19 protein-coding genes are annotated in these 21,676 nt (G+C 60.0%); 7 read left to right on the top strand and 12 right to left on the bottom strand.

Features of this window, described 5'->3' with window-relative positions; translation table 11 throughout:
- Nucleotides 1-69: 69 nt before the first annotated feature.
- A complete protein-coding gene (gene ggt / locus A3OQ_RS0104470; RefSeq protein WP_020174161.1) occupies nt 70-1,887 on the top strand; it encodes a gamma-glutamyltransferase in 1,818 nt (605 codons plus the stop codon).
- 30 nt (nt 1,888-1,917) lie between these two features.
- Here ggt and A3OQ_RS0104465 read toward each other — a convergent pair whose 3' ends face one another.
- The gene (locus A3OQ_RS0104465) at nt 1,918-2,490 is read right to left on the bottom strand and encodes a TetR/AcrR family transcriptional regulator (RefSeq protein WP_040579867.1); all 573 of its coding nucleotides are present in this window, start codon (nt 2,488-2,490) and stop codon (nt 1,918-1,920) included.
- Between the two features lie 322 nt (nt 2,491-2,812).
- On the opposite strand from A3OQ_RS0104465, the gene A3OQ_RS0104460 reads away from it, so the two are divergent.
- The 3 genes from A3OQ_RS0104460 to A3OQ_RS0104450 all read left to right on the top strand — a co-directional run bounded on the left by A3OQ_RS0104460 (nt 2,813) and on the right by A3OQ_RS0104450 (nt 7,283).
- Complete coding sequence (locus tag A3OQ_RS0104460) at nt 2,813-3,988, top strand: HlyD family secretion protein (RefSeq protein ID WP_020174159.1); 1,176 nt, start codon at nt 2,813-2,815, stop codon at nt 3,986-3,988.
- The gene (locus A3OQ_RS0104455) at nt 3,985-5,562 is read left to right on the top strand and encodes a DHA2 family efflux MFS transporter permease subunit (protein ID WP_020174158.1); all 1,578 of its coding nucleotides are present in this window, start codon (nt 3,985-3,987) and stop codon (nt 5,560-5,562) included. Before A3OQ_RS0104460 ends, A3OQ_RS0104455 begins: the two co-directional genes overlap by 4 nt.
- A gap of 212 nt (nt 5,563-5,774) precedes the next feature.
- Nucleotides 5,775-7,283 (top strand): efflux transporter outer membrane subunit, encoded by a 1,509-nt coding sequence (locus A3OQ_RS0104450; protein ID WP_020174157.1) that lies wholly within the window; start codon nt 5,775-5,777, stop codon nt 7,281-7,283.
- Between the two features lie 16 nt (nt 7,284-7,299).
- Here A3OQ_RS0104450 and A3OQ_RS0104445 read toward each other — a convergent pair whose 3' ends face one another.
- The 6 genes from A3OQ_RS0104445 to A3OQ_RS0104420 all read right to left on the bottom strand — a co-directional run bounded on the left by A3OQ_RS0104445 (nt 7,300) and on the right by A3OQ_RS0104420 (nt 14,742).
- On the bottom strand, nt 7,300-8,073 hold the full coding sequence (locus A3OQ_RS0104445; RefSeq protein WP_026595486.1) for a TIGR00266 family protein: 774 nt from the start codon (nt 8,071-8,073) through the stop codon (nt 7,300-7,302).
- Between the two features lie 65 nt (nt 8,074-8,138).
- Nucleotides 8,139-9,758: an ABC transporter ATP-binding protein gene (locus A3OQ_RS0104440; RefSeq protein WP_020174155.1), complete on the bottom strand. Its 1,620-nt coding sequence runs from the start codon at nt 9,756-9,758 to the stop codon at nt 8,139-8,141.
- Entirely contained in the window at nt 9,755-10,939 is a 1,185-nt protein-coding gene (locus A3OQ_RS0104435) for an ABC transporter permease (protein WP_020174154.1), read from the bottom strand. The genes A3OQ_RS0104440 and A3OQ_RS0104435 overlap by 4 nt, the downstream gene beginning before the upstream one ends.
- Nucleotide 10,940: 1 nt before the next feature.
- Nucleotides 10,941-12,035 (bottom strand): microcin C ABC transporter permease YejB, encoded by a 1,095-nt coding sequence (locus A3OQ_RS0104430; RefSeq protein ID WP_020174153.1) that lies wholly within the window; start codon nt 12,033-12,035, stop codon nt 10,941-10,943.
- Between the two features lie 182 nt (nt 12,036-12,217).
- Nucleotides 12,218-14,092 (bottom strand): extracellular solute-binding protein, encoded by a 1,875-nt coding sequence (locus tag A3OQ_RS0104425; RefSeq protein ID WP_020174152.1) that lies wholly within the window; start codon nt 14,090-14,092, stop codon nt 12,218-12,220.
- 116 nt (nt 14,093-14,208) lie between these two features.
- Nucleotides 14,209-14,742, bottom strand: coding sequence for a c-type cytochrome (locus A3OQ_RS0104420; RefSeq protein WP_020174151.1), 534 nt, complete (start codon nt 14,740-14,742; stop codon nt 14,209-14,211).
- Between the two features lie 144 nt (nt 14,743-14,886).
- Here A3OQ_RS0104420 and A3OQ_RS0104415 point away from each other — a divergent pair, with 144 nt between their 5' ends.
- The 3 genes from A3OQ_RS0104415 to A3OQ_RS0104405 are packed head-to-tail and all read left to right on the top strand — an operon-like array spanning nt 14,887 to nt 16,778.
- The gene (locus A3OQ_RS0104415; RefSeq protein ID WP_020174150.1) at nt 14,887-15,621 is read left to right on the top strand and encodes a 3-deoxy-manno-octulosonate cytidylyltransferase; all 735 of its coding nucleotides are present in this window, start codon (nt 14,887-14,889) and stop codon (nt 15,619-15,621) included.
- On the top strand, nt 15,618-16,472 hold the full coding sequence (locus A3OQ_RS0104410; protein WP_020174149.1) for a prephenate dehydratase: 855 nt from the start codon (nt 15,618-15,620) through the stop codon (nt 16,470-16,472). Before A3OQ_RS0104415 ends, A3OQ_RS0104410 begins: the two co-directional genes overlap by 4 nt.
- Nucleotides 16,473-16,508: 36 nt before the next feature.
- A complete protein-coding gene (locus A3OQ_RS0104405; RefSeq protein WP_020174148.1) occupies nt 16,509-16,778 on the top strand; it encodes a hypothetical protein in 270 nt (89 codons plus the stop codon).
- Between the two features lie 178 nt (nt 16,779-16,956).
- Here A3OQ_RS0104405 and A3OQ_RS0104400 read toward each other — a convergent pair whose 3' ends face one another.
- From A3OQ_RS0104400 to A3OQ_RS23375, 5 genes are all read right to left on the bottom strand, one after another.
- The gene (locus tag A3OQ_RS0104400; RefSeq protein ID WP_020174147.1) at nt 16,957-17,847 is read right to left on the bottom strand and encodes an energy transducer TonB; all 891 of its coding nucleotides are present in this window, start codon (nt 17,845-17,847) and stop codon (nt 16,957-16,959) included.
- Nucleotides 17,844-18,329, bottom strand: a complete 486-nt coding sequence (gene exbD / locus A3OQ_RS0104395; protein WP_020174146.1) for a TonB system transport protein ExbD — start codon at nt 18,327-18,329, stop codon at nt 17,844-17,846. Before exbD ends, A3OQ_RS0104400 begins: the two co-directional genes overlap by 4 nt.
- A 5-nt stretch (nt 18,330-18,334) precedes the next feature.
- The gene (exbB, locus tag A3OQ_RS0104390; protein WP_244427092.1) at nt 18,335-19,264 is read right to left on the bottom strand and encodes a tonB-system energizer ExbB; all 930 of its coding nucleotides are present in this window, start codon (nt 19,262-19,264) and stop codon (nt 18,335-18,337) included.
- 138 nt (nt 19,265-19,402) lie between these two features.
- The gene (locus A3OQ_RS0104385) at nt 19,403-20,080 is read right to left on the bottom strand and encodes a Fe2+-dependent dioxygenase (protein WP_020174144.1); all 678 of its coding nucleotides are present in this window, start codon (nt 20,078-20,080) and stop codon (nt 19,403-19,405) included.
- A gap of 49 nt (nt 20,081-20,129) precedes the next feature.
- Nucleotides 20,130-21,392, bottom strand: a complete 1,263-nt coding sequence (locus A3OQ_RS23375) for a PepSY-associated TM helix domain-containing protein (RefSeq protein WP_020174143.1) — start codon at nt 21,390-21,392, stop codon at nt 20,130-20,132.
- Nucleotides 21,393-21,676 lie beyond the last annotated feature (284 nt).

The following is a 21,676-nucleotide window of genomic DNA, read 5'->3' as shown; positions in this document are numbered from 1 at the left end:
TCGCTTAATTTCGTTAAGTAATTGCCTACGATCCGAGTCGTGATGTCAGGGTTCTTTTGGTACCACCGCATGAGATGCAAGGCGCCGCACGCCTTGGCTCACGCCGAAAGCCGGGCTTGGTCGGACCTCATTTACTCTGGCCGAAGGACGGCTTTTTTTGCCGCCTTATACTTAAGCATTGGCTTATGCGCGGCGGCTTGCGCGGAGCCGGCTTATGCGGAGCCGGCCGGGCAATCTTTCGCCGCCCAAGGCCGCCGCATCCTGCCTGTGCTCGCCACGCATGGCATGGTCGCCAGTCAAGAGACGCAGGCGACAGAAGTCGGGGTCGATATTCTCAAGCGCGGCGGCAATGCCGTGGATGCCGCCGTCGCGGTCGGCTTCGCCTTGGCGGTGACTCTCCCGCAGGCCGGCAATCTTGGCGGCGGCGGCTTCATGCTTGTTCATCTCGCTGCCCCCAATAAGACCGTCGTCATCGATTATCGGGAAGCGGCACCCGCCGATACGAAGCCGGATGTCTTTCTCGACAACAATGGTGTGGCAGTACCGGCAAAATCGCGCGCCAGCGGATTGGGGGTCGGCGTGCCCGGGACGGTCGCGGGCCTGGCGCTGGCTTTGCGCAAATATGGATCGGGCAAATTCAGCCTCGCCAATCTCGCGGCGCCCGCGGTCGCACTCGCCCGCCAGGGTCTGACGGTCAATGACGGCCTCGCCGATTCACTCGCCTCAAGCGCATCGTGGCTGCGCCGCTGGCCATCGACGCAAGCGATTTTTCTGCACTCGGACGCGACGCCTTTGACACGCGGTGAGCGTCTCGTCCAAACCGATCTCGCCAATGCGCTTGAAGCCATAGGCCGTGATGGGGAGCGCGGCTTCTATCAGGGACCCATTGCCGAAAAGCTTGTTGCCGCGGTGCAGGCGGCCGGCGGTCACATGACGCTCGAGGATCTCAGCGCCTATCGGGCCATCGAGCGCGAGCCTTTGCACGGAACCTATCGCGGCTATGAGATTGCTTCCGTGCCGCCGCCGTCGTCGGGCGGCGTGCATATCATCGAGCTTCTCAATATTCTCGAAGGTTTTCCGCTGGCTGATCTTGGCGCCAATTCGGCCGCGACGATCCACGATCTCGCCGAAGCCATGAAGCTTGCTTATGCGGACCGGGCCGAATATCTGGGCGATCCGGCGTTCACGGATATTCCCGTCAAAGGTCTTATTTCAAAAGCCTATGCCGCGAAATTGCGGGCCGAGATTCCGGCCGATCACATACGCGACCCCGCGTCGATCAAACCACTCGATCCTGCGCCTTACGAAAGCGATCAGACGACGCATTTTTCGATCGTCGACGAGGCCGGCGATGCGGTGTCGAACACTTACACATTGAATTTCTCTTATGGGCTTGGCCTCGTCGCCGATGGCACGGGCATCCTCCTCAACAACGAGCTCGACGATTTCGCGGCCAAACCCGGTGCCCCCAATGCCTATGGTCTTGTCGGCGGCGCGGCCAATGCGCCTGGACCGCGCAAACGGCCTTTGTCGTCCATGGCCCCGACCATGGTCTTCGATAAGGACGGGCTCCTCCTCGTCACTGGCTCGCCCGGCGGCTCGCGCATCATCACGATTGTGCTTGAAATCGTACTGAACGTCCTCGACTTCGGGATGAATATCGCCGAGGCGACCGAAGCGCCGCGCATTCATCATCAAGGCCTTCCGGATGAATTGCGGGTCGAGCGCGGCCTTTCGCCCGACACGATCCATGCGCTCGAGGCGCAGGGCTATAGAGTGACCGTGGCCAATGCCTGGGGCTCGGCGCAAACCATCGGACGCATCAAAAATCTTTTGATCGGCGCCTCCGATCCGCGCCAGCGCGATACGCGCGCGGACGGGTATTAAGCCCCCCGAAAAGATGTGGACGTCTGCCGATCAGGCTTTGACGGGATAGCGGTACCGCGCGAGAAACATGGCAACGGCGGCGTCAACCTGTTCGCGGATCTCAGCTTCACCTATGTCTTTGACGCCAAGGGTGAGAGCCCGCAGATGGATGTCCGCGAGGATCGAGCCTAAAAAGATTTTCGTCGCCAAAATAGGATTGTCGCAACACAGAACCTTCTGTTCCGTGGCGCGTTCGAGATAGGTTTTCAATTTGGCCCGCACCATAGCCGGGCCGAGCTCATAGAAAATGCGGCCGAGCTCGGGCGCCCGCGGCGTTTCGGCGACGATCCACCCGTAAAAGGACAAGACGTCGTCGCAACTCAAGGTCTTCAAAAGGCTGGTGCCGACATGGGTCAGGACCTCGTCGGGAGAGGCATGCAGAGTGATTTCCTCGTCGAGACGTGTCGCGATTTGCGCCGATTTCGCGCGCACGATTTCGGTAAAAAGCCCTTCCTTGCTGCCGAAATGACGATAAAGCGTTTCTTTCGAGGCCCCCGCCTCTTCGGCGATGGACTGCATGGTCGTTTGGCTATAGCCACGCTCAAGGAAAATTCGCTGCGCCACCTCAGCCACCTCGCAGCGGCGGGTTTCCCCGCGGCGGACCCGCCGTTTTTCCTCCACGCACTGTTCCGGGTCGTTCAGCACTGTTGACGAAGCCATAGACATCCTGCTTTAAGCGAACTAGATAGTTCGGATCAGTTCGGCGCACAATACGGATTTATTCATATTGTGACCCAGTCTCTACCCTAGGCGCAATGGAAATGACTTTTGATGTTCCCGCGCATGTCCGCTTTTGGGCCACGAGAGGCAAAAACGCCCATGCTGACTCCTTCGTCCGCGCGGGTAAAACCGGCTGCGCCGGCGCAAAAAACGGGGGCCGCGAGCGATGACCGTCACATCGGCGAAAAAGCCCGGTCCCGTTGCCGAAGCCGAACCGCCGCAGGTTCCGCCTCCGGGGCCTGTGGCGCGCGACGACAAGCCCAAAGAAGATAAGTCGCAGGCTCCAGGCGGCCCGGCGAAACCGCGCAAGCGCCGCCCCTTGCTTTGGATCGGGATCTTTCTCGGTGTGATTCTGGGCGCCGGTGCGGGCTATCATTATTGGCAGGTGCAATCGCATCTTGAGAGCACCGACGACGCCTTTATCGATGGCCGCGCCATCTCCATAGCGCCGCAGGTATCGGGACTCGTCGTCTCCCTCGATGTGACGGACAACCAGTTCGTTCACAAGGGCCAGCCGCTCATTCATATCGACCCTCGGCAATATACAAACGATCGCATTCAGGCCGAGGGCGCGCTCGCGACGGCCAAATCGCAGCTCGAAGGCTTCAAGTTCGCGGTAGCGATTGCCCAGAAGAATTTTCCGGCCGAACTGCAGGCGGCGCAAGCGCAGCTCGCCACGGCGAAAGCCAATCTCGTCAAAGCCCAAGCCGATTATGAGCGGCAAAAATCTTTGACGAAACTCGCGACCTCGCAACAGGAAGTCGACCAGGCGACAGCCGCCTATAATCAGGCGCAAGCCCAGGTGGCGCTGGCAGAAGCGCGCGTGAAACAGGCCGAGCCGGTGCAGGAACAAATTGGCCAGGCGCGGACGCAGGTCGGCCAGCTCTCGGGCCAGGTCGGACAGGCACAGGCGCGCCTCGATCAAGCCGATCTCAACCTGTCCTGGACGGTCGTGACCGCGCCGCAGGATGGCTGGATCACCAAACGCAATGTCGAGGTCGGCACTTATGTGACTCCCGGCCAGCAGATTTTCTCGATCGTCTCGCCGGACATTTGGGTCACGGCGAATTTCAAGGAGAGCCAATTGACCCTGATGCGCCCGGGCCAGCCCGCCGAGATCAGCGTCGATGCCTATCCAAATCTGCATTTGAAAGGCCATGTCGATTCGATCCAGCTCGGGTCCGGCTCGAAATTCACCGCCTTCCCGCCTGAAAATGCGACCGGCAATTTCGTGAAGATCGTCCAGCGCGTTCCGGTCAAGATCGTCATCGACAGCGGTCTCGATCCCAATATTCCCTTGCCGCTTGGTCTCTCCGTCGTTCCCTCGGTGACGGTCAGATGATCGAACCGCCGAATCCGAATTCGGATTGGAGGCCCGCGCATAATCCATGGCTGATCGCGGTCGTGGTGACGAGCGCGGCTTTCATGGAAATCTTGGATACCACGATCGTCAACGTCGCCCTGCCCCATATAGCGGGCAGTCTGTCGGCGAGCAGCGACGAGGCCACCTGGGCTTTGACCTCCTATCTCGTCGCCAATGCCATCGTGCTGACGATTTCCGGATGGCTGAGCGACCTTTTGGGACGCAAACGCTATTTCCTGATCTGCATCGCGATGTTCACGGTCTGCTCGTTTCTATGCGGCACGGCGACGAGCCTCGGGCAGCTCGTGGTCTTCCGGCTGGCGCAGGGGTTTTTCGGCGGCGGCCTGCAACCCAATCAGCAATCGATCATCCTCGATACGTTTCCGCCGGCAAAACGCGGCGCCGCCTTCGGCGTGGTCGCCATCGCGACCATCGTCGCGCCGGTACTGGGCCCGACGCTCGGCGGTATCATCACCGACCAGACCACATGGCGGTGGATCTTCTTCATCAATGTGCCGGTCGGTATCGCCGCCGTCTTTCTTGTGTCGCTTCTGGTCCAAGACCCGCCGTGGATTCAAGAGAGAAAGAGCCGCGGAATCGACTATATCGGCCTGTCGCTCATCACGCTCGGCCTCGGCTGCCTGCAGGTCATGCTCGACCGCGGCGAGGACGACGATTGGTTCAGCTCCGTTTTCATTCAGCTCATGGGGCTTTTGGCCGTCGCCGGGATCATCGGCTCGATCATCTGGCTGCTGATCGCGAAAAAGCCGATCGTCAATCTGCGGGTTTTCGCGGACCGTAATTTCGCCGGCGGCTGCATCATGATCGGCGCCACCGGCGCTCTCCTCTATGCGAGCGCGGTGATCATTCCGCAATTCGCGCAACAAGTCATCGGCTATGACGCGACCTGGTCGGGCCTGATCCTGTCGCCGGGCGGCGTGGTCATCATTCTTCTCATCCCCTTCGTGACGAGACTGCTCAAATACGTGCAAACGCGCTACGTGATCGCGGCCGGTTTTTTCATCATGGGATGTTCGATGATCTATTCGAACCGGCTTGTTCCGAATATCGATTTCATGACGCTCGTGGAGATGCGTGCCTTCCAGACCACGGCGCTGGCTTTCCTCTTCGTGCCGATCAGCACGATCTCCTATACGACCTTGCCGCGCGAACTCAACGGCGATGCGACCGCGCTCTTTTCCATGTTCCGGAACGTGTTCGGCTCGATCGGCATTTCGCTGTCCACGGCCTTCGTCACGCAAAGAGCGCAGACCCATCAATTCTATCTGTCACAATGGGCGACGCCCTCCCATCAGCCCTTCAACGATCTTATCGCGAGCTATCAGGCGGCCTGGATCGCCATGGGCCATGCGGCGGCCACGGCGCATCAATACGCGCTCGGTCAAGTCTATCAGGTCTTTCTGAAGCAGGTCCAAGTCCTGGCCTATGCCGACGTGTTTTTATATTGCGCGGTCATTGCCTTCGCCGTCGTACCCGTCTGTTTTCTCCTGTCGCCTCAGATAGGCAGCCGGGCGCCGGCCGGAGGGCATTAGAGCCATCGGACCCGAAAGTGCTGATGCAATAAGTTCAAAGGTGTTCCCGAAAAGTCGCAGCCTTTTCGGTTAAGATCATACGGTGAATGGCGCGTCCGATCATATCGAGCGCAATGGCACTAGATAGTTTAGAGCGGGATGCGGGCGGAAAACCGCTGCACACTTTTCCTCATCCCGCTCTAGCCCAATAAGCGTAGCGTTCGGACGGGCCAATGGGGTTGAAAACGGTCAAATTATTCAGTCTGCTGGCGGCGTCGAGCCTGTCGGGCTGTTATTCCGTTGGCCCGGATTTCGTTCCGCCCACCCCCGGGCTCCCAGCGGTTTCGTTCTTTGGCAAACCGACGCCTGCGGTTCCCCCGAATCCGCCCTTCCTCCCTGCGGCGCCAGACCCGCATTGGTGGGCGACATTCCGCGACCCCGCCCTGACGCGGCTCGAGGAGGAGGCGGTAGCCACCAATCTCGATTTGCAGACGGCCACAGTCAAATTGGCCGAAAGCCGGTTCCAGCGCGGCGTGACGGCCTCGGCCGCTTTCCCGACGCTGAACGGCAACGCAACCTATACGCGCGAGCTTTTGAGCCAGAACGGCATCGTCAGCCTGGGCAAGGCCCTTACCAACGGACAACCCTTCGTCGTCCCACCGATCAGCATCTATCAGCCGACCTTCGATGCCGCATGGGAAGTCGATATTTGGGGCCATGTCCGCCGCCAGATCGAGGCTGGCGACGCGCAGATCCACCTGAGCGAAGACCAGCGCCGCGATGTTCTCGTGTCGCTCCTCGCCGAAGTGGCGCGCGACTACATCGAATTGCGCGGCGTGCAGGAGCAGATCGCCATCGCGAACGACAATCTGAAAAGCGCGACCGAGATCATGGAGCTGACGCGCGCGCGCGTCGAGAAAGGTCTCGTCACCGGGCTCGATGTCGAGAATGCCGCGGCCGAAGTCGAAAGCATCAAGGCGCAGATACCGCAATTGCACACGCAAGAGACGGTGCAGATGAATGCGCTGGCCCTCTTGCTCGACGAACCGCCCGGCTCATTGGAAGGCAAGCTCGCGCGCGCCAAGCCGATCCCGCCGGCTCCCGCCCGCGTGCCGCTCGGCATTCCCTCCGAGCTCGCGCGCAGGCGCCCAGACATAAGGCAGGCGGAAGCGCAGCTCCATGCCGCGACGGCCGATATCGGTGTCGCCGTCGCCGAATTCTATCCGAGCGTGAAACTGAACGGCAGCGTCGGCTTCAACTCCCTCGATTTGAAGAATCTGTGGAAGGGCAGCTCGCTGCAATACACCTTCGGCCCGAGCATTTCTTTGCCGATCTTCGAAGGCGGCCGCCTGAGATCGACTTTGGAACTGCGCGAGGCGCAGCAGCAAGAGGCGGCGATCGCCTATCAAAAGGCGGTGCTGCAAGCCTGGCATGACGTCGTCAACGCGCTGGTCTCCTTCCGCAACGAGCAGAAACGGCGCGAAGCGCTCAAGGCGCAGATCGGGCATTCCGCACAGGCGCTCACATTGTCCCGCGCGCGCTATGTCGATGGGGTCACTGAATTCATCACGGTTCTCAACGCGGAGCAGACTCTGTTCGCCGCCAAGCAGCAATATGCGCAAAGCGCGACGAATGTCTCGACCGATCTCGTCCAGCTCTATAAGGCGCTCGGCGGCGGCTGGGAGACGACACTGCCGACCGAGCCTTTGCCGAGCATCGTGTCCGAACTCGGGCCGGAGTGAACCGTCTCAGGCGCGATCAGGCACGGTCGTTCCGCGAACCGAACAGACTGCCAAGGACGGCGCCGACCGCGCTTGCCGCGACGCCGGTCGCGACATTGCCGGACGTCGAGGCTTCCCCATTGCCTGGAAGATAGCGGCCGATCTCTTCCGCGAGATTCATGATCGGCATGCTCTGCAATGCGACGTGACCAGGCCCGGTGAGGGTCGCGAGGAAGAGGCCGTCGCCACCAAACAGGATATTTTTAAATCCGGGCACCAATTGAATGTCGAATCCGATGCTCGGGTCCATGACGCCGACATGGCCGGCATGAACCAGGAGGCGCTCGCCCATGGCAAGGTCGCGGTGGACCACTTCGCCTGAGAGATCGAGCCAGACCATGCCGGGGCCCATGACCTTTTGCAGTATGAAGCCTTGGCCGCCGAAAAACCCCGCGCCGAGGCGCTTCTGCAAGGCCACATCGAGGGTCACCGATTTTTCCGCGCAGAGAAAAGTCTCCTTGCGGCAGATCAAGGCCTGAGCGGCGTTGAGCTGCACAGGCAGAATCGTGCCGGGAAAGCGCGGGGCGAACGCGACATGCCCTGGTCCCTGCGCCGTAAAATCGGTGATGAAAAAGCTGCCGCCGCCGAAGCTGCGCTTGATGCCGGCGAGAAAACCGCCTCCCGTATGGGTCGACATGGCGATCGCATCATTCATCCAGCACATGCAATTGGTCTGGCTGAATACGGTTTCGCCGGGATCGAGATCGACCGCCAGGGTTTGCATCACGGTACCGGATAGTTCGTAACGCATCGAATGTCTCCAAATTGGATAAGTATAAGGCGGACCTTACCAGGGTCAGCGTTTAAAACAGAAATCTATTGGCTGACGGCGTTGCTGACATCGGCCTTGATATGGAACGCCGCGGCGAAGAGCGCCCGCGTATAATCGCTTTGCGGATTGCCGAAAATCTTCGCCGCCTCGCCCGCCTCGACCACTTTGCCGTAGCGCATGACGATGATCTCGCTCGCCAAGGCGCGCACGACCTTGAGATCATGGCTGATGAAGAGAAAGGCGAGGCCGCGCTTCTTCTGCAGTTCGCGCAAGAGCTCGACGATCTGCGCCTGCACCGACATGTCGAGCGCCGAGGTCGGCTCGTCGAGCACCACGAATTTCGGATCGAGCACCATGGCGCGCGCAATCGCGATGCGCTGGCGCTGCCCGCCTGAAAATTCATGCGGGTAACGATCCATGTCTTTCGGATCGAGCCCCATATCGTCCAAGGCGCGGGCGACGATCTCGCGCCTTTGCAGGAAGCTCAGGCCCTTGTCCTGGACGATCAGCCCTTCGGCGACGATATCAGCAACTGACAGACGCGGCGAGAGAGATCCATAAGGGTCCTGGAAGACCACCTGCATCTCGCGGCGCAAGGGACGCATCGCCTTGAAGCCCAGACCCTCGATCGCCCGGCCGAGATAAAGGATCTTGCCTTGCGAGGAAATCAGCCGCAGAAGCGCCAGGCCCAATGTCGTCTTGCCGGAGCCGGACTCGCCAACGATGCCGAGCGTCTGGCCTTCGCGCACCGACAGCGAAATGCCGTCGACCGCCTTTACCACACCGACGGTGCGGCGAAAAAAACCCCGCTTGATCGGAAAATGAACTTTGATGTCCTCGGCGGTGAGGATCACTTTCGCGGAGAGATCGAGCGCCGGCGGCTCGCCCTTCGGTTCGGCCGCAAGCAGCATTTGCGTATAGGGATGCTGCGGCTTTGAAAAAATCGTCTCGACCGGACCCGCCTCGACGATCTTGCCATGCTGCATGACGGCGACGTCATCGGCGAGGCGGCGCACGATTCCAAGATCATGCGTAATGAAGAGCATCGCCATGTTGTGGCGCTTTTGAAGATCCTTCAAGAGCGTCAGGATCTGCGCCTGCACGGTGACATCAAGCGCCGTCGTCGGCTCGTCGGCAATGAAAAGCTTCGGACGATTGGCGAGCGCCATGGCAATCATGACGCGCTGGCGCTGGCCGCCCGACAATTGATGCGGATAGGCATTTAGCCTCTCCGAGGGATCGGGAATGCCGACTTCCTGCAAAAGCTCGATGATGCGGGCACGTATCTTTACCGCGCCACGCATCCCGTGCAACTGCAGGATCTCGCCGATCTGCCGCTCGATCGTGTGGAGCGGATTGAGCGAGGTCATCGGCTCCTGGAAAACCATCGTGATGGCTTCGCCGCGCAGGCTTTGCAGCCGCGCTTCGCTGCAGGCCGATATGTCCTCGCCATTGAACAGGACCTGTCCGCGCAAGTCCGCGCCCGGCGGCAGAAGTTTGACGATGGAAAGCGCCGTCAGACTTTTGCCGGAGCCGGATTCGCCGACCAGCGCCAGCGTGCGGCCTTCCGTCAGCGTAAAGGAGATTTTGTCGACCGCCGCGAAGTCGCGATCGCCTTGATGAAAGGTGACCGAGAGATCGCGAACGTCGAGAAGCGGACTCACGCGAGTGTCTTCCTGGGGTCGAAAGCATCGCGCACGGCTTCGCCGATGAAGATCAAAAGCGAGAGCATGGCCGCGATGACGATGAACCCGGTGAGGCCGAGCCACGGCGCCTGAAGATTGGATTTGCCTTGCAGCAGAAGTTCGCCGAGCGACGGCGAGCCCGGCGGCAGGCCGAAGCCCAGAAAATCAAGCGCCGTCAGTGTCGTGATCGATTCATTCAAGACGAAGGGCAGAAAGGTCAAGGTCGCGACCATCGCATTCGGCAGAATATGTTTCACCATGATCTTGCCATTGCTCAATCCAAGCGCGCGGGCCGCATTCACATATTCAAAATTGCGTGCCCGCAAGAATTCGGCGCGGACCACGTGAACGAGCGAGACCCAGGAGAAGATCAGAAGAATGCCGAGCAACACGAAAAAGCCCGGCACGATAAAGGATGACACGATGATGAGCAGATAAAGCCGCGGCAGCGACGACCAGATCTCGATGAACCGTTGCATCAAAAGATCGGTCCAGCCGCCGAAATAGCCCTGCACCGCACCGGCTGCTATGCCGATGACCGATGAAATCGCGGCAAGGATCAGTCCGAACAGGATCGAAAGCCGGAACCCGTAAATGAGCCGCGCCAGCACATCGCGGCCCTGATCGTCTGTGCCGAGCCAGTTCCATTCGATGTCGCGGCAGCCGCGATTGGGCTCGCCCGGCTTCAAGAGTTTGGCGGCCGCGGCCTGACATTGCGCGTCGGAGAGCATCCAGGTCGGCGGCGAGGGCGCCGGGACCGGCAAAGCCCGATTGATGGTACGGTAGGAATAGCGGATCGGCGGCCACAGGATCCAGCCATGCGATTGGATCTCATCGGAGATGACCGAGTCCCGATAATCCGTCTGGGCCAGGAAGCCGCCGAATTTTTCTTCCGGATAATCGTGGAAAATCGGAAACAGCAGCTCGCCCTTATAGGACACGATGAGCGGCCTATCGTTCGCGATGAATTCGGCAAAAAGCGACAGGCCGAAGAGAACGATAAAGATCCAGAACGACCAATGGCCTCTGTTATGGGCTTTAAAATTGGCGAGCCGTCTGCGGTTGATCGGCGAGAGCGCGATCAGGCCTTGCGCTGGAAGCACCGGTGCGAGCGCCGGACCCTCGTAGATCAATTCGCGTTCGAAGCCGGCACTGCTCACCTCAAACCTCCCTCGTCTCGAAATCGATGCGCGGATCGATCCAGGTATAGGTGAGGTCGGAGAGGAGATTCACGAAAAGGCCAAGCAGAGCGAAAATATAGAGATTGGCGAAGACCACCGGATAGTCGCGATTGACGATCGATTCAAACGACAGAAGGCCGAGGCCGTTCAGCGAAAAAATCGTCTCGATCAACAAAGAGCCGCCGAAAAAGGCGGCGATGAAAGCGCCCGGAAAGCCCGCGACGACAATCATCATCGCATTGCGGAAGACATGCCCGTAGAGCACCCGCGTTTCGCTCAGGCCCTTCATACGCGCGGTCTGCACATAGAGCTTGCGAATCTCGTCCAAGAAAGAATTCTTGGTGAGAAAAGTGATCGTGGCGAAGGCGCCGAGCGTCATCGAGAGCACCGGCAAGGTGATGTGCCAGAGATAATCCGTGACCTTTCCGAAGGGCGAAAGATCGTTCCAATTGTCCGAGGTGAGCCCTCGCAGCGGAAAGATCTGCCAGAATGAGCCGCCACAAAAAAGCACGATCAAAAGGATGGCGAAGAGAAAGCTCGGCACCGCATAGCCGATGATGACCACGGCCGATGTCCAAACGTCGAAGCGCGATCCCTCTTTCATCGCCTTGCGGATGCCGAGCGGAATCGAGATCGCGTAGGACATGAGCGTCATCCAAAGGCCGAGCGAGATCGAAACCGGCAGCCTTTGCTTGATAAGCTGCATGACGGATACGTCGCGAAAATAGGACCGGCCGAAATCGAAGACGAGATAGTTCTTCAGCATCTGAAAGAAGCGTTCATAGGCCGGCTTGTCGAAACCGAACTGCTTATTGAGCTCGGCGATGAATTTCGGATCGAGCCCTTGCGCGCCGCGATATTTCGAGTCGAGCCCGCCGCCGCGGCTCGCGCCCGCGCCGAGATCGGTGCCCCCACTGAAACTCGAGGTCGCGCCCGAATCCTGGCCCTGCAATTGCGCGAGGATGCGCTCGACCGGGCCGCCCGGCGCGAATTGCACGATGACGAAGGAAATGAACAGGATTCCGAAAATCGTCGGAATCATGAAAAGGAGGCGTCGCGCGATATAAGCAGCCATCGCTAGAGTTTAATCGCTTTGGGTTGAATTGCCATTGCTCTTAATCTCTTTTCCCAAGGCGGGATGAGAACCAAAGACCCGTCATTGCGAGCGAAGCGAAGCAATCCAGAAAGAGCGGCCCAAACCGTAGCATGGATTGCTTCGTCGCTTTGCTCCTCGCAATGACGGCTCGTTGCGCTGGATCAGCCCGCGAATTTGATTCGTTTGGCCTTGCTCTCGTCGTACCACCAGGTCGAGACGATGCCCGGATCATAGCGCGGCGTCTTATCCGGCCGGCTGAACACGTCCCAATGCGCGATCCAATGGGTCGGCTTGTACCAATGCGGCACCCAATAGCGTCCGGCCCGCAACACGCGATCGAGCGCCCGGCAAATATGCACGAGCTCGTCGCGCGAATTCGCAACCAGGGCCTTGGCGATCAGCGCATCGACGACGGGATCCTGGATGCCGACGACATTGCTCGACCCATGCACGCTCGCCAATTCCGATCCGAACCGGCTGCGTAATTCTTCGCCCGGCGAAAAAGACATGACGAGCCGCTCGGTCGTCACATCGAAGTCGAAATCGTCCATGCGCTGCTTATATTGCGCGGCATCGACGACACGGATATTCGCATCTATGCCGAGCTGACGCAGATTGCGGATGAACGACTGCGTATGCGGCTCAAGCCCGCGTTCGTCGTACAGAAACTCGAACTTGAACGGCTTGCCGTCGGGCAAAAGCAGGAGCGTATCCTGACGCTTGCAGCCGGCCGAGAGCAACAGCTCATTGGCCTTGCGCAACAGATCGCGCGGCTGGCCTGGCTCGGTCGATTCCGGCGGCACATAGGGTTGGCCGAACACCTCCGCGGGCACCTTGTCGCGGAAGGGCTCAAGCAGCGCGAGCTCTTCCGCATCGGGGAGGCCCTTGGCCTCCATGTCGGAATTTTCGAAATAGGACGTCGTGCGCTCGTAGGAGCCATACATCAGATTGGCATTCGTCCATTTGAAGTCGAAAGCCGTACCGATCGCCTCGCGGATGCGCGGGTCCTTGAAGGCGGGGCGCCTGATGTTGAAGAACCAGCCCTGAATGCCTGAAATATTCTCGTCCGGAATCGTCTCGCGGATCACGCGCCCGTCGCGCATCGCGGGAAAATCATAGCCCTTCGCCCAATTGGCCGAGGTGAACTCCTCATGCACGGTGAAGGCGCCGGCCTTGAAGGCCTCGAAGGCGACCGAGCGGTCGGAATAATAATCAAAGCGGATCAGATCGAAATTCGACTGGCCGCGATTGACCGGCAGGTCCTTCGCCCAATAATCCGCGACCCGTTCGAAGCTGATGAAATGGCCCTGTTCGAGGCGGCCGACCTTATAGGGGCCGGAGCCGAGCGGCGGATCGAGAGTCGTTTCTTCGAACGGATGCTTGGCATAATAGGCGGCCGAAAAGATCGGATAGCCAGCAACCAGAAGCGGCAGATCGCGGCTGCGGCCCTTCGCCAAGGTCACGACGACGGTATCATCAGCTTCGGCGACGGCGCTGACGAGATCGCGCAAATATTGGCGGATTCGCGGATGCCCCTTCGCCTTTAACGTCTCAAGCGAAAAGACGACATCCTTGGCGGTCAGCGGCGAGCCATCGTGGAAGCGGGCTTCCTTGCGCAGGAGAAAACGATAGGTGAGTTTGTCGGGCGAGATACGCACGGCGCGCGCGACGAGCCCATAGAGCGCATCATGCTCGTCGAGGCTCGACTTCATCAGGCTGTCGAAGGTCATGTCCATGCCCGCGGCCGGATCGCCGCGCAGGATGAAGTCGTTCAGCGAATCGAACGTGCCGAAGAGTTCGCGCGAGACAGTGCCGCCCTTCGGGGCCTCCGGATTCACATAAGGAAAGTAGGGAAAGTCCGCCGGCAAGGCCAAATCGCCAAAAACCGATACACCATGGGTTTCGGTCTCCGCCGTTTCGGCTTCCGCCGCGAAACTCTTTCGCGCCCAAGGTGAGGTAAGACTGGGCAGCGTCAGACCGGCGAGAGCTGCGGTACCAAGATGGAGCGCGGAACGGCGCGAAACGAGCAAAGCCATAAGCGAGACAAATCCAATCGAGCCAGACGGCACGCGTCAACGCGTACCCACTAAGGTCTGGCATAACATAGGTGGATTATGTCGCTTTTTCAGGCGGTCGCCAGCTTTAACCAAGCTTATTTGGGCAAAGCCTCGGGCTTATCCGAAAGCGTATGCAGATAATCGACGATATCAGCCCGCTTATGCGCATTGGCTTCGCCGCCAAAGGCCATTTTGGTGCCCGGCACGAAAGCTTTCGGACTTGTAATGAAGGTATTCAAATCCTCGAAGGTCCAAGTGCCGCCTTTGGCTTTCATCGCATCCGAATAATCGAAGCCGGCAAACGAGCCCTTGGCGCGGCCGACAATGCCATAAAGCGGCGGGCCGACTTTGACGCCCGCTCCCTTTTCGAAATTATGACAGGCTTGGCAGGGCTTGATGTCCGCCTCGCCTTTGGCGACATCGGCCTTGGCCAGAAGCTCGGGCAAGGGTTCCGCGGCAGGTGCCGCCTCGGTTTTGCCGCCGGCTTCCGGCGCGCCCGGCAAATCATAGCCGGGCTTAGCCAGCGGCGGATGCGAAAAAATCATGTCGGAGACGAGGGTTAAGCCAAGCGTCAACCCGAGCGCCCCTAAAACGCCACCCGCTATCTTGTTGAACTCGAAGGAATCCATGATCCTAGCGGCCTCGCCTGCGTCAAATTGGTGCCGTTGCTTAGCTGCTTTGCTCCGGACTTGGCAACACGTATAAACTCACCCCCTTGCTACTTTTTGCCGCCTTCGGCCACCCGCCCGCCGGGCGGCTGAACGAAAAGGCCTATGGCCCAGCCGATCATTCTCATACCGGCCCGGATGGATGCGCGCCGCCTGCCGGGCAAGCCTTTGGCCGATATCAACGGCAAACCCATGATCGTGCATGTCTGGGAGCGTGCCATCGCGGCAGACGTAGGCCCCGTCCTGGTCGCAGCGGGTGATCCGGCCATCGCCGCCGCGATTACCGATGCCGGCGGCGAGGCCATGCTGACGCGCTCCGACCATGTTTCGGGCTCCGACCGCATATACGAGGCGATCGAACGCTATGATCCGGCGCGGCATTTCGATATCATCATCAACCTGCAAGGAGATCTTCCGGTCATCGCACCCCAGTCCATCAAGGCGGCACTGGCGCCTCTCGCCGAATCAGCGGCCGACATCGCGACGCTTGCCGCCGAAATCCGCGACGCGGCGGATGGCGCCGATCCCAATGTGGTAAAACTCGCCGGGCCCATGCTTGCGTCGGGTCATATGCGGGCCCTCAGCTTCAGCCGGGCTCCCGTTCCATGGGGTGCCGGGCCGCACTATCAGCATATCGGCATTTATGCTTATAGACGCGCGGCGCTCGATCGCTTTGTTGGACTTGAGCCTTCACCGCTTGAGATGCGCGAAAGGCTCGAACAATTGCGGGCGATCGAAGCCGGCATGCGCATCGACGCCGCGCTTGTCGATGAATGTCCGATCGGGGTCGATACGGAAGACCAGTTGGAGCGGGTTAGAAATATGTTGAGGCCGAAATGACCCCGTTGAGAATAGCCTATCAGGGAGAGCCCGGGGCCAATTCGCATATTGCCTGCCTCAACGTCTATCCGGATTGCACGCCTCTGCCTTGTCCGACCTTCGAGGATGCGCTTTCGGCGGTTTCCGAGGGCGCGGCGGAACTCGCCATGATTCCGATCGAGAATTCGCTAGCCGGCAGGGTCGCCGATATTCATCATCTTTTGCCGACGACGAGTCTTTACATCACTGGCGAGTATTTTCTGCCGATCCGGTTTCAGTTGCTGGCGGCGGAAGGCGCATCCCTTGAGACGATAAAATCGGTCTATAGCCACGTTCATGCGCTTGGCCAATGCCGCAAGATCATCAAGAAATATGGCCTCACCGCGCATGTTGCCGCCGACACGGCGGGCGCCGCGCGCGAAGTTTCCGAATGGAAAGATCCAACCAAAGCCGCGCTCGCGACAAGTCTCGCCGCCGATGTCTACGGGTTGAAAGTGCTCGCCACCGATGCCGAGGACGAAGCGCATAACGCCACGCGCTTCGTCATTTTGTCGAAACAGGCAAAGTGGAGCGCGATCGGCCCTTCGACGATCACGAGCTTCATCTTCCGCGTCCGCAATGTGCCGGCGGCGCTCTATAAGGCGCTCGGCGGCTTTGCCACGAATGGCGTCAATATGACCAAGCTCGAAAGCTATATGGTCGAAGGCGAATTTATCGCCACGCAGTTTCTGGCGGATGTCGACGGCCATCCAGATCAGCCGCCGCTTGCCCGGGCCTTGGAAGAGCTCGCCTTCTATTGCAAGGAAATGAAGATCATCGGCGTCTATCCGGCGCATCCCTACCGAGCCGAGAATAAAGCCGTGCCGCGTTAGAGCGAGCGAAACCCAGTCGAACCGCGATTGACCCCGATGGCCTCAAGTCCAGATGACGATCAAGACACGCCGGCCGAAGCTGAAATCACCGTATTTCCGCTGATCGGCTTCGCCACTCACACGCTGCCGAACCAGGGCGTGATGCTGACCTTGGAACTGCCGGTCGATTCGGAAGCGCCGGACGGCGCGCGCTATTATCTTCACGTCGGATTGCGCGCCAATGGCACACGGCAATTGGCGGCAAGTCTTTTACGTGCGGCGGAAGCCTCCGAAATGGGTCAGGCACCGACCAAGACGAAAAGCTGAATTCTAACCTGGCTCGAAACCCTCGTGCTTCGAGACGCGGCTCCAAAGGAGCGGCTCCTCAGCATGAGCATTTCTCGGGTTAAGCCCTCATCCTGAGGAGCTTGCATTCCAAGTCGCGTAAGCGCGTGGAATGCGAGCGTCTCGAAGGACGTGGGCCGATGAAAAGCCGCAATAAACCTCAGCAGCCGAAATGGATCGGCACGGAGAGCGAGACTGCGCCGCCCGACGGCGTCGGCGGATAGGGACTCGCCCGATGCACCATGCCGACGGCTTCCTGATCGAAGGCCGAATTACCCGAACTCCTCGCAAGATGCGCCCCGCCAACGCCACCACCGCCGGTGATCGTGAAGGAGACGGTTGCCGTACCGCTGCCATTGCCACCCGCGGGACAATGCTTGACGCTGTTCAACCGCGCCGAGACTTGCGCCTGCCAGGCCGAAGACGACATGGTGGGCGCCCCCGATTGACTCTGCGGCGACGCGGCATTGCGTGACGGCGCGGCATCGATGTGCCTCGGCGCGGCAGTGCGCTCCGCCGGTGGTTTATGCTCGTGCTTGACGGGCTTTTCGATCTTTTTTTCGACCTTGGGAGCGGGCTTCGGCGGCGGCGCCGGTTTGGGCGGCGGAGCGAGCACCACTTCGGGCTTCGGTGCGAGTGGCGCTTCCGGCACCACGACAGCCGGCGGCTGCTCTATCGGCGGAGGCGGCGGTGTATCCGGAGGCGGAGGTTCGACCGGTTGAACCATTTGCGGCGGTTCCGGCGGCGGCTCGACAGGCGGCGTAACGTCGGGCGTCGGCGGCTTCACCTCCTCGGGTGGCGCCTCTTCCATTTTTTCGGGTGCTTCCGGCACGTCCATCTTTTCCTCGGCCGGCGGCGCGACGGCGAGAGGCGCGAGATCGATCATGATCGCGGGCGGCTCCGCGGAACCGTTCGGCGCCTCGTCGCGCGTGTAGAGGATGACCAGGCCGAGAATCACATGCGCTGCGACAACGACAAGAGCAGCGGCGATCCAGCCGGCCAGATGAGGGCGGTCGTCTTCCGGAAAAATCGTAGCGGCGGCGGTCGTCACTTCGGCGCGGCCTCTTGCGCTGGGGCCGGCGCGCTCTCACTCGGCAGCGTGCCGTTGGCGGCCGTCTGACCGGCGTCGAGACCGACGAGCCCGATCTTGAGATAGCCCGCGGCGCGCAGGAGATTCATGACCTCCATGACATCGCCATAGGGAACGGTTTTATCGGCCCGCACGAAAACACGCTGCTCGCGGTCTGACCCCGTCGCAGTGTCGAGCGCGCTTTGCAGCGCGTCTCTGGCGATCGGATCGTCGCCGAGCGCTAGCCCGAGATCCGCTTTGACCGTCAGGAACAGCGGCTTTTCGGGACGCGGCGCCGGCGCAGCCGTAGACGTCGGCAAATCGACATTGACGTCGACTGTCGAGAGCGGCGCGGCGACCATGAAAATGATGAGAAGAACCAGGATCACGTCGATGAAAGGCGTGACGTTAATCTCGTGGTTTTCTTCGAGTTCGTCTTCGGTGGAGGCAAGACGTGCGGCCATGGCGCCTACTCCGCCCCGCGCCGCATCGCGACGATGCGCTCGTTTTCCTCGTGCGGCACGAAGAGCTGTCTGTCGAGATCGCGCGACAGATGCCGCATCACTTCGGTCGAGGCATCGGCAAGCATGGCGCGATAGGTCGTAATCGACCGCGCAAACAGATTATAGATCACGACGGCGGGAATGGCGGCGACGAGACCGATCGCGGTTGCAAGCAGCGCTTCGGCGATGCCAGGCGCGACGACGGCGAGATTGGTGGTGTTTGCTTTCGAAATGCCGATGAAGCTGTTCATGATGCCCCAGACGGTACCGAACAAACCGACGAAAGGTGCCGTCGCGCCGATGGTCGCAAGCACGCCGGTGCCGCGCGTCATCGAACGGCCGGCACGCAGTTCGATGCGCGTCAGCAAGGCGGCGGCGCGATCCTTGACGCCTTCGAAGGGAAGGCCGGCGGAACGCTCGGCCTCGTGAAAAGCCGCGTTCACCATTTGCCGGACAGGGCCGCGCTTATGTTCGAAAGCCTCCGAGGCCGTCTGCAAGGTCGGCTCCGACGCGAGCTTTCGCAATGCGCTGAGCACGCGCCGCTTGGCCGTCACCAATTCAATGCCTTTGGCGATGCCGACTGTCCACGTCACGAGCGAGGCGAAAGCCAAGCCGACCATCACCACTTTGACGATGATATCGGCGGCAAGGAACATGCCCCAAGGCGAAAGATCATGCGGCAGGTTGCCCGGACCATGGCCCGCGGCTTCGGGAGCCGGCGCCGGTTTATTCGCGGTCTCGCCGGCAGATGGTGTTTCATTTGCAGGAGGCGGCGCGGGCGGTGTGGAAGAGTTCATGTCAGGATGTGGAATTTGTCCCGTCACCGGCTGCGTTTGCGCGGCAGGCGAAGCTTGATCGGTCTGCGCATGCGCGATGCCGGCAGGGACAAGCGCCATGCCCCATCCAAGCACCGCGATCACGGAAGCTGCTCGAAAAACAGGCTGAGATTTCAATGTGGACCACGGGGTTGCGGCTCGGAATATCATCCTCTTTGCCTCTTCAAAGTTACGCCTACTCTCGAACAGCAGCGATGTTCAAACCTCTGCCCATAGCCGGAGCAGATTATGATAAGTTGCGGTGAGTGAAACAAGAGCTGGATTGTCCGGCACTTCACGCGTCAAACGCATGATCGACGCGTCGAGATCGAAAAGCAGAGCCCGCTGGCGTGTATCGCGGATCAGGCTTTGAATCCAGAAAAACGATGCAATACGTGAACCGCGCGTGATCGGCGTGACATAATGAAGACTGTCGGACGGATAGACGACAAGATCGCCGGCAGGCAGCTTGACGCTATGGCTGCCATAGGTGTCTTCGACCGTCAGCTCGCCGCCGTCGTAATCGTCGGGACCTGACAGAAACAGCGTCGCAGAAACATCCGTGCGGATGCGCGTGCCGTCGCGCGATTGACGTATGGAATTGTCGACATGCGTGCCGAATTTCATGCCTGCATCGTAGCGATTGAAGAGCGGCGGAAAGATCGTGTGCGGCAGGACCGCCGAGATAAACAGAGGATTTTTCTGCAAAGCCTGACAGACCATATCGCCGAGCTTTTCATGCTCAAGGCTATCCTCGGGCAATTGCAGATTATATTTCACCCGCATCGATTGATGACCGGCCGTCGCACGCCCGTCGATCCAAGCGGCCCTTTCCATCACGCCGCGGCAATGGGCTATCTGATCCTTGTCGAGAACCTCTGGAATATGAACAATCATTAAAAACGCCCAATATCTAAACGGCTATGAACCGCAAACGTGAACCGACTTATGCCGCGATATGATCTTGATCCAAGGCTCGTGTCGATATCGAGGCGATGGGTTCATCCGTCGCCCGATTGGCCGCACCGCGCGATTCGTTGCGGCGGCGGCGCAACCACATCATGATGCCCGTCACGAAAAGGAGCGGCGGCGACAATCCGGCGAGAAGGACGATGACATTCCAGATCGGACCATCGTGAGTTCCGTCATGAATGCGGCGCATGAAGGCCAGGAACGCGTCGCCTTGCAAAGCTTGAGGGGTAGAGACGGCCTTGGTCGCATCCTCGACCAGAACCGTTTTCGCGTCGCCGTCGGCACCTGACACTTGCACCCGCCATGTCTTATCCGGCTCGCTCGGCAAAGCGAGAAGGACCGGGTGCATGGAGCCGCCATTAGAGAGAACCGTATCGAGCACCTGCTGCGGCTCGAGATTGGGTTTCGGCAAAGGCGCGCCGCCACGCGCCCGCTGCAACATCTGCTGCGGCGTGGTCGGTGCGAAGAGACCGATGAAAGCGCGGCCTTGCGGTTGAAACGCTTGAAATATGCCGGTGAAGGCCATGACCGCCAAAGGCACTACGATCCAAAACCCGACGCGATGGTGAAGGTTGATGCTGATCGCGGGTCCGCGCCGCCACCCCAGGGCCCGTAGAAGAGACGCCCCGCGCGGCCACCAGAGATAAAGGCCCGTCAGGCACAGGACGAAAAGTCCTACCCCGTCCCAGCCGACGATCGAGCGCCCGCCAAATGCAGGGATAAGCAAATCCTCATGCAGGGACCGGAACCAGCCGACGACGGATGCGCGCGGGTCGGCCGTCCCCAAAACCTCGCCTGTCGGCGGGTCGAGATAGACCATGGTGATGCGCGGCCTTCCAGCGGGCACCCCCGGCTCGGCTCCGCCACGCGGCGATGCATTGCGGTCGGCACGATGTTCTGACGCAGCTTGTTCGGGCGCATTGGCGTGCGGCGCGCCTTGCCGGCCCGCCCTGTCGGTCAGCCGCATGAGGACTGTCAGCGGGAAGCCTGCTTCCTCCGGCCAGCGTAATTGCGTCGGCTCACCATTGGGCACAGCCGCTTTGGCCTTAGCCAAATAGACATCGGCCGGCTGCGCCGCCGCAGGGCCAGTGACTGCATAAAGCCCGGGATGGAGAACCCGATCCAGTTTCGCGCCAAACAGCAAAACCGTACCTGAAAGCGCCATGGTCACAAGAAAAAGCCCGCAGGCCACGCCGGTCCAGAGGTGAAACCGGCGCCAGAAAAGGCGGAGAGTCATTTAGCGTTCTTCAGTTTGTGACGAGTTCTGAACGGAGATCGAGTTCAGATTTGAGTAGAGTAATATAATTACCACGCAAAGCAAATAACTCTTTAGTTTTGAACCATTCTAATTTCAATATAGATAAATCAGCAAAGTAAATATTGCGTGAAATTAATCTCAGATGATACTGTTCAATAGTTGAATACATACTTTAGATACATTCTAAAGTAGAATAATACTTCGGGGCTGCCAGAAATGCGTAAGTGTAATTTAGAACTCTTCGAAAGAGCTGCCACCGGCCG

This window comes from Methyloferula stellata AR4 (assembly GCF_000385335.1).
Taxonomy (GTDB): Bacteria; Pseudomonadota; Alphaproteobacteria; order Rhizobiales; family Beijerinckiaceae; genus Methyloferula; species Methyloferula stellata.
The sequence above is the reverse complement of the archived record's forward strand: the minus strand, read 5'-3'. Positions and strand labels throughout refer to the sequence as shown.

Coding starts and splice junctions, on each gene's coding strand:
- ggt (WP_020174161.1), top strand. CDS start 70: ATGAGATGCAAGGCGCCGCACGCCTTGGCTCACGCCGAAAGCCGGGCT.
- A3OQ_RS0104460 (WP_020174159.1), top strand. CDS start 2,813: ATGACCGTCACATCGGCGAAAAAGCCCGGTCCCGTTGCCGAAGCCGAA.
- A3OQ_RS0104455 (WP_020174158.1), top strand. CDS start 3,985: ATGATCGAACCGCCGAATCCGAATTCGGATTGGAGGCCCGCGCATAAT.
- A3OQ_RS0104450 (WP_020174157.1), top strand. CDS start 5,775: ATGGGGTTGAAAACGGTCAAATTATTCAGTCTGCTGGCGGCGTCGAGC.
- A3OQ_RS0104445 (WP_026595486.1), bottom strand. CDS start 8,073: ATGCGTTACGAACTATCCGGTACCGTGATGCAAACCCTGGCGGTCGAT.
- A3OQ_RS0104430 (WP_020174153.1), bottom strand. CDS start 12,035: ATGGCTGCTTATATCGCGCGACGCCTCCTTTTCATGATTCCGACGATT.
- A3OQ_RS0104425 (WP_020174152.1), bottom strand. CDS start 14,092: ATGGCTTTGCTCGTTTCGCGCCGTTCCGCGCTCCATCTTGGTACCGCA.
- A3OQ_RS0104420 (WP_020174151.1), bottom strand. CDS start 14,742: ATGGATTCCTTCGAGTTCAACAAGATAGCGGGTGGCGTTTTAGGGGCG.
- A3OQ_RS0104415 (WP_020174150.1), top strand. CDS start 14,887: ATGGCCCAGCCGATCATTCTCATACCGGCCCGGATGGATGCGCGCCGC.
- A3OQ_RS0104410 (WP_020174149.1), top strand. CDS start 15,618: ATGACCCCGTTGAGAATAGCCTATCAGGGAGAGCCCGGGGCCAATTCG.
- A3OQ_RS0104405 (WP_020174148.1), top strand. CDS start 16,509: ATGGCCTCAAGTCCAGATGACGATCAAGACACGCCGGCCGAAGCTGAA.
- exbD (WP_020174146.1), bottom strand. CDS start 18,329: ATGGCCGCACGTCTTGCCTCCACCGAAGACGAACTCGAAGAAAACCAC.
- exbB (WP_244427092.1), bottom strand. CDS start 19,264: ATGGCGCTTGTCCCTGCCGGCATCGCGCATGCGCAGACCGATCAAGCT.
- A3OQ_RS0104385 (WP_020174144.1), bottom strand. CDS start 20,080: ATGATTGTTCATATTCCAGAGGTTCTCGACAAGGATCAGATAGCCCAT.
- A3OQ_RS23375 (WP_020174143.1), bottom strand. CDS start 21,392: ATGACTCTCCGCCTTTTCTGGCGCCGGTTTCACCTCTGGACCGGCGTG.